Raw genomic sequence first — 12456 nt, 5'->3', positions numbered from 1 at the left:
ATTATCTTTTTAAAGAGAAATGACCTTTCACTTCTGGACTATTTGGGTCTAATTTTAATACATACCAATAATCGGTTGCAGGTAAAATGTTTTTGTTGATACTGCCGTCCCAACCACGATTCGAATCATTAAGTTGGGTGATCATTTTTCCATAACGGTCAAAAATTGTTATCTCAGCTAATGGATAATTGACCAATCCTTTTACTTCCCAAACATCATTAAACCCGTCATTGTTTGGAGTGAAGTATTTGGGTGCAATTAGCACAATAAAATTTTTTGAAACTGGATTTTCGCATGAATTTGTTTCTCTTACGTATGCAGTTTGGTATCCGCTTGTAACATTTGTAAACACATTGGAACTTTGATAATTGATTCCGTCTATTGAGTATTCAAAATAATTTTGTGGATTTTTCAAACGAATAGTTACTTGTGATTCATCTGCTTCAATTGGGTCAATAATTTCAGGAATTGGATGCTGAAAAACCGTAATTGTTTTTGTAACGGTACAGCTTTCAGGTTCAGGAGTTTTTATTCCTACTTTAAAAATTCCAGGTGCAGTCGGAATTATCGTTTTTGTATTTTCACCTGTTGACCATAAATATGAGATTCCGTTTAAAGTCGCATCCAATGTTATTTTATTTTTTGTGCACCAAAGAATTTCTTCGTCTTCAACTTTTGGTAAGTCATATACAATTACATTGATTTTTATTCGACTGCCATTAGTGCAACCATTGCTGACAGCTTCAACATAATAACTAGTGTTTGTAGAAAAATTTCGGATGAAACTTGTCCCGATTCCAACAAGGCTGTTATTTTTAGGCCCTTCGTACCAATAGGTTTCTCCTTCACTTGAAAGTACTGATAAAGTTGCTTCACCTGGTCCGCATGTTATAAATGTGGTTTGTGGTGTTGTAATGATTGGAATTGTATTAATAGTTGCTGTTATTGGTGTGCGTTCAGAGGTTTTTGTACAGGAGTTATAAAAGGTTTCTATGTAATAGATGGTTGTGTTTGGTAATTTTGGAGTTACGAATTGATTGCCAGAAAAAATTGGGGATCCACCAGTTTCATTTTCATACCATTTAATTTCACCTAAATTAGTTGTAGCTTCTAAAGGTACTTCTCCTATATCACATCTAGAGGCAGGTTTGGTATTTGTGATTTGAGGTATGGTTAAAGTCGTGCTTGTCGCAATTTGAAGTTCAGATTCCGAAGGCATTCCTCCATACTCTACGATATAACCTTTCGATTTCATTGAGCCTGTTGTTGTTCCATAATAGCTTAAGTCAATCCAAGAACCTTTTATTCCAAGATTTGCATCGTGGTCCAGAATGTGAGCATAGTGTTCTTGGCCTGCATTGTTATCGGGTTCGTTATTGGTGCCATTTTTTCTATTCCAATAAGCAAAATTTGGAGTATAACCTTGCCCAAAAATATTTGAATACTTGACACCACCAGGGCCTGTTTCGAGATTACTCCAGAACATGGTTCCGTTTTCTGGACCTGTTAACCATCTCCATTCTCCTTCTACTTTAAAATCAGATCCGCCAACCCAACCATTTCCAGGTAATTGTTCTCCAATTATTTGCTGTTCTTCAGCAGATAAAATTGTTGCTAAATATCCTTTTAAACCAAAATAAGTTTTTGTTTCAGCCGCTGTTTTTGCATCTCCCCAAGTAATTCCAGGTGCTTCAAAGTATTCGTAAAAATGATGATTGTTTGGTAAATAATTTGCTTTGTCAATACTTATTGAAAAGGTTCTGTTTCCAGTTGGTTTTTTAGACGAATTGGTATAGACAACATCTTTTATGGCAGCTATAAATTCAGTGTATGGTGTCAAAATTCCATTTGTGGGAGCCGATAGTTTTAACTTACCTAAATTAGAATCCCATTTTGATACAATCGAAGGATGTGTTCCCGTAAGAATTAATAGGTCTTGTTCATCATTATATCCTACAGAAATTTGAATGTAAATAGATTGAGTACTAGTATCATCAGGATCGGTAATGTTTATGTCGGTTACAATAGGAATACTAGTTTGTGGACAATAAATTTGATTTCCAGTAGCTTTTAGAATCGGAAGGATGTTGTCTAATATTGATTTTTTACTGGTATTGAAAGGGCTGTGTATGTTTTCTTTTTTTATAATACTGTCATTTTTTCTTGGACATATATTATTCGCATAGCTTGGTTTTGAAAAAACTATAAGCAATGATATTAGTATGAAAAAAGTATTTGTCCTTGTCATTTTATAAAAGTATTCATTTTTTTTAAAATAAATGAAAACTTGTTAAAAATGAATGATTGTCATTGATATAAAGTTAATTTTTATCTTTTTAAAGAAAAATGACCTTTCAATTCTGGACTATTCGGATCTAATTTTAGTATGTACCAATAATCAGATGCAGGTAAAGGATTTTTGTTAACAGTGCCATCCCAACTACGATTGGAATGATTGAGTCGTGTGATTAATTTTCCATAACGGTCGAAAAGAGTAACTTCTCCCAAAGGGTATTCTGCTAATCCTTTTACTTCCCAAATATCATTGAAACTGTCATTGTTTGGTGTGAAAAATTTAGGAACAATGATAACTATGAAAGGTTCGTTGTCAGTGCTACATTTATTGATGTCACGTACATAAGCAGATTGTAGTCCGCTGGGAGCATTGTTAAAAACATTGGAATTTTGGTAGTTAATTCCGTCGATTGAGAATTCAAAATAATCCTCGCTTTTTACAAGTTCTATAGCGACAGTTGCTTCATTAACTGCTACATTTTTTATTTCGGGTTTATTATCTTCTGATACTGTAATTGTTTTCCTGTTGGTACAACTTTCGGGTGCTTGACTAGTAACATCCACAGTATAAATTCCAGTTGTTGAAACGTCAATTGTTTGAGTAGTTTCATTTGTTGACCATAAATAACTGATATTAGGAATTGCTGCATCCAATGTAATTGTACTAGAGCTGCATTTTTTTACAGTTTCATTAATAACTACTGGTAGTGGGTAGACGCGTATATCAACTGGAACTTTGATGCTGTTTGTGCAGCCGTTGTTTGTGGCTTCGGCATAATAAGTTGTATTTGCACTAATGTGAGTTGTGATATATGATAATCCAGAACCTATTGCGCTTCCTCCAACTTGCGAGTACCAATTTACAGTACCAACAGAGGAGGTTGTTGCTGTCAAAGTAAATAATCCTGGGCCACAATTTGTCGCTGGCGAGTTTGTATTGATGATTGTAGGAATTATGTTTATTTTGGCTTCTATGGCAACTCTGCCACTAGCACAATTAGTAGTTGTGGTTTCTGCATAATAAGTGGTGTTTGTACTTAAAAAAGGTATGGTTAAACTTGAGCCAGTGCCTATATGATTGCCATCAGTTAATTCATTATACCAATTAATAGTTCCTGATGTTGCAGTAGCTTGTAGTGTAACAGTTCCTGGATCGCATCTGGATGCTGGTGTGGTACTGCTTATGGAAGCTATAGTTAAGGTTGTGAATGCCGAAAGTTGTAAAGCTGGATCTCCAGGCGCTCCATATTCTACAATGTATCCTTTGGATTGGTAATCGCCACTAGGATTTCCGGCAACCTGTAAATCATTCCAAGAACCAGGAATTCCAACACCTGGTTTAGTGATGTGGGCATAATTTTCTACTCCTGCTTGATTGGGTTCGTTGTTATTCCAAAAGGCAAAATTGGGAGTTGATCCATTTGAAAGCCCATTCCAAAAAACAGTACCCGCTTCTGGACCAGTTACCCATTTCCAGACACCTTCAGTTTCGGCGTCGCTACCACCAATCCATCCTGCTCCAGGCGCTTGTTCTCCTGCTAACTGCGCTTCGTCTGCAGCAGTAAGAGTTGCTAGATAGCCTTTTAATCCATAATAGGTTCTGATTTCTGCTGCATCTCTAGCGCTAGTCCAAGAAATTCCAGTGAAGGGCACATATTCGTAATAATGTCCATTTCTAGGTAAATAATTGGCTTGGCCTATGCTAATAGAAAAATTTCTAGTTCCATTAGGTGTTGTTGAGGAGTTGTTAAATTGAACATCTCTTATAGCATTTTCAAAATCTGCATAGCTCATTGGTGCTCCAGTTCCTTTTAATGTTAATTTCCCTTCATTTTGATTCCAATCGGCTATAACTTTTGGATGAGGAGTTGTGGTTGTATTAAGCGAAAGCTTATCTTTCCCTATAACATAACCTGATGAAATCTGGATGTAAATGGCATCAATAAGAGTCTCGACTGTGTCTGGATCTGAAATAGAAATGGAAGTTACAATGTTGACATTGGTTAAAGGGCAATAGACTTGATTCCCAGTTGCTGTTAGAACTGGAGCGTTATCAGCAAGGGAATGGGTTTTTGTTAATGAAGCTGTAACTCCTTTTTTGGGAGGATTAGGAATTGAATTTGCATGACCAAAATTATATATTGAAAATGCAAAAAGCAATAGTATGTTAATGTGAGGCTTAATTTTCATTTTATAAAAATAAACTTTTAAATCAAAATGCAAAAGTTTGTTTAGAAGTTTATTAGATAAAAAAAATAGGAATTACAAATTGACTTTTAATTGTTAAATTGTTTGAATAAATCCCAAACGACAATGCCAGCACTTACAGAAATATTCAAAGAATGTTTGGTCCCTAATTGTGGAATTTCAATGCATCCGTCGCATAAAGCTACAGCTTCCTGTGCTACACCATAGACTTCATTTCCAAAAATTAAAGCATATTTTTGGTTTTTATCTACTTTAAAATCTTGAAGAAAAACAGAGCTTTCCACTTGTTCAATGGAAAGAGTAATGATGTTTTCCTTTTTTAAATTTGAGATAACTTCCAGTACGTTTTCATGATGTTCCCAAGTTACGGTTTCGGTGGCACCAAGGGCAGTTTTGTGAATTTCCTTGTTTGGAGGAGTGGCAGTGATACCACACAAGATTATTTTTTCAATCAAAAAAGCATCGGCCGTTCTGAAAACTGATCCTATGTTGTGCAAACTGCGAATGTCGTCTAAAACTAAAATCAAAGGAGTTTTGTCAGATTTCTTAAAATCATCAATTGATTTTCTTTCTAGTTCGCTGTTTTCAAGTTTTCTCATTGTAGGATAATTGGTTTTATAAAAAAAGCTTCCCAAAAAAAATCAGGAAGCCTTTCTTTTATTTGATAAAAAAGTAATGTTAGCTTTTTGTTGTTGCAGGTGCAGCATCTGGTAAAACAGTTCCTTTTATAGTAAGTGTTTTTGAAGGCTGTCCAGCTGCATTTGAAGTTACAGTTACAGTTTTTGTAAATGGACCTACTCTGTCGGTAGCATATTTTACTCCAATAATACCTTTAGCTCCTGGAGCAATTGGCTCTTTTGGTGTAGTTGGTACAGTACATCCACAAGATCCTTGAGTATTTGTGATAATTAATGGTTTGTTACCATTGTTAGTAAAAACAAATTGACGGTTACCATCAGCGTTGTGAGCTACTGTACCGTAATCAATAGTTTCGTTTTCAAAAACCATTCCTGCTCCGTCTACTTTTGGTAATGTTGCAGTTGTATTTGCTTTTTTAGTTTTTTTAGAAGTCTCTTGTGCATTAGAAACAGTAGTTCCTAAGATAGTTAGCATAGCTAATAAAAGTAATTTTCTCATAGTTGTTCTAGATTTGAATGACAAATTTATACAAATTAACAAAATTGTATTGTAAATTTTTCTTAAAACTAATTTAATTTTTTTCGGCTTAGTTTTTTGTGGTATAAAATTATAAATTCGCTGAGTTTTTTATTCATTCAAATATAACAATTTTGGCAGCAAAAGATAAGATAGTTAAGGAGACTCCATTAATGAAGCAGTACAACGAAATCAAAAGGAAATATCCTGATGCTTGTTTGTTATTTCGTGTTGGGGATTTTTATGAGACTTTTGGAGAAGATGCCGTTCGGGCTTCAAAAATTTTAGGGATTACATTGACCAAAAGAGGAGCGGGATCTGAGACTGAGACTGCGTTGGCTGGTTTTCCGCATCATTCTATCAATACATATTTGCCTAAATTAGTCAAAGCTGGACTTCGAGTGGCCATTTGTGATCAATTGGAAGATCCAAAAATGACTAAAACTATTGTTAAACGAGGTGTTACGGAACTTGTGACACCTGGAGTTTCTATGAATGATGAAGTTTTGCATTCCAAAACGAATAATTTTTTGGCAGCTGTTTATTTTGCCAATAAAATGATTGGTGTTTCCTTTTTGGATGTTTCCACTGGCGAATTTCTAACCGCTCAAGGAAATGCCGAATACATAGATAAATTGCTTCAGAATTTCAACCCAAGTGAAGTTTTGGTTCCAAAAAATAATAAAAGCGAATTCCGTGAAACTTTCGGGGAGGATTTTCATAATTTCTATTTGGAAGATTGGATCTTCAAGGAGGATTATGCTCTTGAGACGCTAACCAAACATTTTCAAACCGTTTCTTTAAAAGGTTTTGGTATTGAGGAATTGAGAGAAGGAATTATTGCTTCAGGTGCTATTCTTTATTATTTGTCCGAAACTCAGCATAACAGGGTACAACACATTACGGCAATCCATCGAATTGCTGAGGATGCCTATGTTTGGATGGATCGATTCACGATTCGGAATCTGGAATTGTACCATAGTTATAATCCTAATGCCGTTACGTTATTAGATGTAATTGATAAAACGCTTTCGCCAATGGGAGGCCGTTTGTTAAAACGTTGGTTGGCATTACCATTAAAAGATGCTAATAAAATAAAAAGCCGTCATCAAGTGGTTTCTTATTTAAAAGAAAATCAAGATGTTTTAAAAAATATTCAAAATCAAATCAAACAGATTTCGGATCTGGAGCGTTTGATTTCCAAAATCGCGACTGGAAAAGTTTCGCCTCGTGAGGTGGTTTATTTAAAAGAGTCTTTGGATGCTATTATTCCGATTAAGACTTTGGCTTTGTCTAGTCCTCAAGAAGCTGTAAAAGTAATTGGAGACAGTTTGCATAGTTGTGATTTGTTACGTGAAAAAATACAAATTACCTTAAATCAGGATGCGCCAGTTGCTATTGCAAAAGGGAATGCTATTGCAAAAGGGATTAATGCCGAATTGGATGATTTACGTGCAATATCCACTTCTGGAAAACAGTTTTTGGAAGGAATCGAAAAAAGGGAATCGGAACGTACTGGAATTTCGTCATTGAAAATATCGTTCAATAATGTTTTTGGGTATTATATCGAAGTTAGAAATACGCATAAAGATAAAGTCCCTGCAGAATGGATCAGGAAACAAACTTTAGTAAGCGCTGAACGTTATATTACCGAGGAGCTTAAAGAATATGAAACTAAAATTCTGGGAGCGGAAGAGAAAATCCAAAAGATTGAAAGTGATTTATTCGAACAATTAGTGAGTTGGGTGGCTACGTACATCAAGCCGGTTCAGATGAATGCTAATTTGGTAGCGCAGTTGGATTGTTTGTGCTGTTTTGCCCAATTGGCGATAGAAAATAAATACGTTTGTCCTGAGATTGATGAAACATTCGAACTGGAAATTAAAGATGGAAGACATCCTGTAATTGAAAAGCAATTGCCTGTTGGTGTTCCTTATATAACAAATGATGTTTTCTTAGATAGGGAAATACAACAATTGATTATGATTACTGGTCCAAATATGTCGGGTAAGTCGGCTATATTGCGTCAAACGGCTTTGATTGTATTGCTTGCTCAAATGGGGAGTTTTGTGCCTGCAGAAAGTGTCAGAATGGGAATTGTAGACAAGATATTTACCAGAGTTGGTGCATCAGATAATATTTCGATGGGAGAATCCACTTTCATGGTCGAAATGAATGAAACTGCTTCAATTTTGAATAATATATCCGATCGAAGTTTGGTTTTGCTAGATGAAATTGGAAGAGGAACGAGTACTTATGACGGAATCTCAATCGCTTGGGCGATCGCTGAGTTTTTGCATGAGCATCCGTCCAAACCGAAAACGTTGTTTGCGACGCATTATCACGAATTGAATGAAATGAGTGAGACAATGCCTCGAATTCAGAATTACAATGTTTCTGTAAAAGAATTAAAGGACACAGTGCTTTTTATTAGAAAATTAGTGAAAGGAGGAAGTGCACACAGTTTTGGTATTCATGTGGCTAAAATGGCAGGAATGCCTCAATTGGTAATTTCAAGAGCACAAAAAATGTTGAAGAAGTTGGAGAAAAACCATTCGAGTGATGTGTTGAACGGTATAAAATCGGAAAAGGAAGAAATGCAGATGAGTTTCTTTAATCTGGATGATCCTTTGTTGGAAGAAATCAAAGAAGAGATCGTTAATTTGGATATTAATGCCATTACTCCTGTTGAGGCACTGATGAAACTCAATGAGATTAAAAGAATGTTATCAAGGAAGTAGTTTTTTGATTTAAAGTTATCGTTGTCAGAACATTAAATTTTATCTTTATTTTTTTTGAGAAAAAGGTTTGTGTAATTGAATAAAAGTTCTAAATTTGCAACCGCAATATGAAACAAGTATTGCGGTTCTTTTTAAGAATGAAATGCGAAAATAGCTCAGTTGGTAGAGCGCGACCTTGCCAAGGTCGAGGTCGCGGGTTCGAGCCCCGTTTTTCGCTCCAAATGCCATAATGCTCGGATGGTGAAATTGGTAGACACGCTGGACTTAAAATCCAGTGAACAGCAATGTTCGTGCGGGTTCAAGTCCCGCTCTGAGTACAAGAAAGCTTCAAACTATGTTTGGAGCTTTTTTTATTTGTAAAACTGTATGGTTAGTTGGTTTGAATGTATGTGGTGTAAAATCTAAAAATCAGCAATCTAAATTCTTAAATCTGAAATTAAATGGGGGCTTTTGTGATTAGTAAAAGATTTGATGATCAATATAAGTTTGTGTTTACTTCAAGGAAAGGGAAAGTCATTTTTACGAGTATGAAATATGAGCTTAAGTTTGAATGTGAGGAAGCGGTTGAGTATTTTAAAAGCAATATTAATTTAGCGACTTTTGATAAGCACAAATCGGCTGGGGGAAAGTATTTTTTTAGGCTTTTTTTGGATGGAGCTCCTTTTGCTTTGAGTAGAAAATATACGACCGAATTACGGGTTCAGAAAGGGATTGACGAAATCATGAAATATGCATCAGTTTCGGAAATTTTGGATTTCTCTGATAATGACTTGATATTTTTGGATTAATTTTTTTTAGATTTGATAAGGTTAAAAAAAAATACCATCACGATTTCGTGATGGTATTTTTTTTGGATCTCATTATAAGGGTGAAAAGATAAATTCACTGAGATATAGATATAAAAAAAGCTGCATTGAATGCAGCTTATTTTTTTCTAGCGTAATTTGAAATTACTTAGCTGGAGCAGCAGCAGGAGTTGCAGCAGGTGCAGCAGCAGCAGAATCAACAACTACAGCAGCAGTGTCAGCAACAACAGCAGCAGTATCAGCAACAACAGCAGTAGAATCTACAGCTACAGTTTCTTCAGCAGGAGCGTCAGCTTTTTTACATGATACAACAGTTAATACAGCAACAGCAGCTAAACTTAAAAATACTTTTTTCATCTTAATTTAATATAAAGGTTAATTATTAATTCGTGGCAAAGATATAAAATTTTTAATATGTAAAATATTTTTTCATTTATTTTTTAAAAATAATTTTCAATCAAGGTGTTAGCTTTTTCTTTTAGGGAATAAAAAATAGGTAAATAATTACAAAGTGTAAAATATTGTCCTGTTTTATGTGGATTTATGCTTCCTTTTTATTTGTCTAAAAACAGCTTTAGTTTTTTTATTTTGAGCTTTTTTAGTGAGTTATTTCTTTTAAAATTCGATTAGTGGCTCCTTTGTTTTTTTGTACAAAAGTACCGCAAATTTCTCCTTTTTGATGTCTTAGATCAGTGTTTTGAATTAAGGTTGAGAAGGCTATTTCGAGTTCTTTGGAATCGTTTATTGAAATGCAACCTCCAATTTTCACTAAATTGATAGCTTCTTCAAAATGAGAATAATTTGGACCAATTACTATTGGGATTGCAAAAGTTGCCGGTTCCAACAAATTGTGTACTCCTGGATTTCCAAAACCACCACCTACATAAGCAATGTCACCATAACTGTAGATTCTAGTCAATATGCCAATAGTGTCAACTATAAAAACTTCAAACTGGGATAAATCTTTGTTTTCTTTTTCTGAAAATAGTACCGTTTTTTTAGTAATGCTATTTTGTAGTTGTTTGATTTGTTCAAGTTTTATATTGTGAGGTGCAATAATGAATTTAACATCATTATTAGATGAATTGATGTATTCTGAAAGTATTGCTTCATCTTTAGGCCACGAACTTCCTATTACGATTGTTGTTTTGTTGTCTTTAAACTGAGCTATAAAGTCTAGGGTGTTGTCTTTTTCTAAGATGGTTACAACTCGGTCAAATCGGGTGTCGCCAGAAACGGTGACATTTGTTTTTCCAAGCGAGCTAATTAGTTTTCTTGAGTTTTCATTTTGAACAAAAAAATGGGTAAAAGTGTCTAATGCTTTTCTGTAAAAGCCACCATACCATTTGAAGAATAATTGCTTTTCTCTAAAAATCCCCGAAATTAAATAAGTGGAAATGTTTTGCTTTTGCAATTGGTCTAAATAATTAATCCAAAACTCATATTTGATAAAGAAAACAAGGTCTGGATGTACTAATTCTATAAATCGTTTGGAATTTTTTGGAGTGTCCAAAGGTAGATAAACTGTAGTGTCGGCAACAGTATTGTTTTTACGAACTTCATAGCCTGATGGCGAAAAAAAGGTAACTACAATTTTATGGGAAGGATATTTGTCTTTGATTTTTTCAATCACAGGGAGTCCTTGTTCATATTCACCTAAAGAAGCCGCATGAAACCAAATGGTTTGGTCTTTAGCGGATATTTTTTGTTCTAAAATCGTGAAAACATCTTTTCTTCCATCAACGAAAAGTTTCATTTTAGGACTGAAAAGTGCAACGATTTTTAATAAAAACTGGGTGAATAGAGTGGTTAAATTATAAAGAAAATGCATCGATAATTTTTTTTGTAAAAATACATTTTCTTTGTGTTATTTTCTTCCTTAATAAATGTTTAAATTATGGTTGTCAGGAACCCACTTTTTATTTCAGCGGAAAAATATTTTTTATTGTAGGTTTCATTGGTTTAAACTCTTTAAATAACTATTTTTGTTGTGCTTATTTCGGATGGTTAAATTGAGTGTAATTTGATCTTAAAAACAAGTTTACTTCTATTAATTGTTCCTGTGAAAGGCATAGGATGCTAAAAAAGAATACATGAAAAAAATACAAATGGTTGACTTAAAAAGTCAATACGATAAGATTTCAGCGACTGTAAATGCTTCGATTCAAGAAGTTTTGGATACCAATACTTATATTAATGGACCCCAGGTTCATGCGTTTCAAAAATCATTAGAAGAATATTTAGATGTTAAGCATGTTATTCCTTGTGCGAACGGAACCGATGCTTTGCAAATCGCGATGATGGGACTAGGTTTGAAGCCTGGAGACGAAGTTATTACTGCCGATTTTACTTTTGCTGCTACAGTTGAGGTAATAGCTTTATTGCAGTTGACGCCTGTTTTAGTTGATGTTGATTTGGTTAATATGAATATTTCTATTGAGGCTATCAAAAAAGCGATTACTCCAAAAACAAAAGCAATTGTACCAGTTCATTTGTTTGGGCGAGCTGCCAATATGGAAGCAATTATGGCTATCGCCAAAGAACATAATTTGTACGTAATCGAAGATAATGCACAAGCCATTGGAGCTAATTGTACATTTTCGGATGGGACAAAAAAGAAAGCCGGGACTATTGGACATGTGTCTTCTACTTCTTTCTTTCCATCAAAAAACTTAGGTTGTTATGGAGATGGTGGAGCTATTTTTACCAATGATGATGCTTTGGCGCATATAATTCGAGGTGTTGTAAATCACGGAATGTACGAACGTTACCATCATGATGTTGTGGGAGTGAATTCTCGTTTGGACAGTCTTCAAGCAGCTGTGCTTAATGCTAAATTACCTTTGTTGAACTCATACAATAATGCACGTCGTGAGGCAGCTCAGAAATATAATGCGGCTTTATCTGGGCACTCTAATATTGTGATTCCAGAGTTCGATTCAAATGGAGATGATCATGTTTTTCACCAATATACTTTGCGAATTGTCAATGCAAATCGTGATGGATTGATGCAACATTTGTTGGATAAAGGAATTCCATGTGCAATTTATTATCCAATTCCATTGCATTTACAAAAAGCTTATTTGGATGTTCGTTACAAAGAAGAAGATTTTCCAGTAACGAACCAATTGGTAAAAGAAGTAATTTCATTACCAATGCATACAGAACTTGATGATGAACAAATTAAATTTATAACGGATTCAGTTCTGGAATATTTAAAATAATTTCAACAGAGACGCTATTTATAGCGT

At 34.6% G+C, this 12456-nt stretch carries 9 protein-coding genes and 2 tRNA genes; 5 read left to right on the top strand and 6 right to left on the bottom strand.

What is annotated here, in order from left to right; genetic code table 11:
* Position 1: 1 nt before the first annotated feature.
* The 4 genes from J2W95_RS03875 to J2W95_RS03860 form a co-directional block, all read right to left on the bottom strand.
* Positions 2–2248, bottom strand: coding sequence for a T9SS type B sorting domain-containing protein (locus J2W95_RS03875; RefSeq protein WP_310004130.1), 2247 nt, complete (start codon positions 2246–2248; stop codon positions 2–4).
* 80 nt (positions 2249–2328) lie between these two features.
* A complete protein-coding gene (locus J2W95_RS03870; protein ID WP_310004128.1) occupies positions 2329–4485 on the bottom strand; it encodes a T9SS type B sorting domain-containing protein in 2157 nt (718 codons plus the stop codon).
* A gap of 86 nt (positions 4486–4571) precedes the next feature.
* Positions 4572–5102, bottom strand: a complete 531-nt coding sequence (locus tag J2W95_RS03865) for an RNA methyltransferase (RefSeq protein WP_310004126.1) — start codon at positions 5100–5102, stop codon at positions 4572–4574.
* Between the two features lie 79 nt (positions 5103–5181).
* Positions 5182–5640 carry a DUF1573 domain-containing protein gene (locus tag J2W95_RS03860; RefSeq protein WP_310004124.1) on the bottom strand — a complete coding sequence of 153 codons (459 nt, stop codon included), beginning with the start codon at positions 5638–5640 and terminating at the stop codon, positions 5182–5184.
* Positions 5641–5792: 152 nt separating this feature from the next.
* Here J2W95_RS03860 and mutS point away from each other — a divergent pair, with 152 nt between their 5' ends.
* The 4 genes from mutS (at position 5793) to J2W95_RS03840 (ending at position 9187) form a co-directional block, all read left to right on the top strand.
* On the top strand, positions 5793–8399 hold the full coding sequence (gene mutS, locus J2W95_RS03855; RefSeq protein ID WP_310004122.1) for a DNA mismatch repair protein MutS: 2607 nt from the start codon (positions 5793–5795) through the stop codon (positions 8397–8399).
* 144 nt (positions 8400–8543) lie between these two features.
* A tRNA-Gly gene (locus J2W95_RS03850) sits at positions 8544–8619 on the top strand.
* 11 nt (positions 8620–8630) lie between these two features.
* A tRNA-Leu gene (locus J2W95_RS03845) sits at positions 8631–8716 on the top strand.
* A 123-nt stretch (positions 8717–8839) separates the two neighbouring features.
* On the top strand, positions 8840–9187 hold the full coding sequence (locus J2W95_RS03840; RefSeq protein WP_310004120.1) for a YegP family protein: 348 nt from the start codon (positions 8840–8842) through the stop codon (positions 9185–9187).
* Between the two features lie 162 nt (positions 9188–9349).
* On the opposite strand, the gene J2W95_RS03835 is transcribed toward J2W95_RS03840, so the two are convergent.
* Together J2W95_RS03835 and J2W95_RS03830 are read right to left on the bottom strand one after the other, a co-directional pair.
* A complete protein-coding gene (locus tag J2W95_RS03835) occupies positions 9350–9562 on the bottom strand; it encodes a hypothetical protein (RefSeq protein ID WP_310004118.1) in 213 nt (70 codons plus the stop codon).
* A gap of 241 nt (positions 9563–9803) precedes the next feature.
* A complete protein-coding gene (locus J2W95_RS03830; RefSeq protein ID WP_310004116.1) occupies positions 9804–11036 on the bottom strand; it encodes a 3-deoxy-D-manno-octulosonic acid transferase in 1233 nt (410 codons plus the stop codon).
* Positions 11037–11298: 262 nt separating this feature from the next.
* Between J2W95_RS03830 and J2W95_RS03825 the strand changes: the two genes are divergently transcribed.
* The gene (locus J2W95_RS03825) at positions 11299–12429 is read left to right on the top strand and encodes a DegT/DnrJ/EryC1/StrS family aminotransferase (protein WP_310004114.1); all 1131 of its coding nucleotides are present in this window, start codon (positions 11299–11301) and stop codon (positions 12427–12429) included.
* Positions 12430–12456: the final 27 nt, after the last annotated feature.

It is taken from the genome of Flavobacterium granuli (assembly GCF_031456055.1).
Taxonomy (GTDB): Bacteria; Bacteroidota; Bacteroidia; order Flavobacteriales; family Flavobacteriaceae; genus Flavobacterium; species Flavobacterium granuli_A.
The sequence above is the reverse complement of the archived record's forward strand: the minus strand, read 5'-3'. Positions and strand labels throughout refer to the sequence as shown.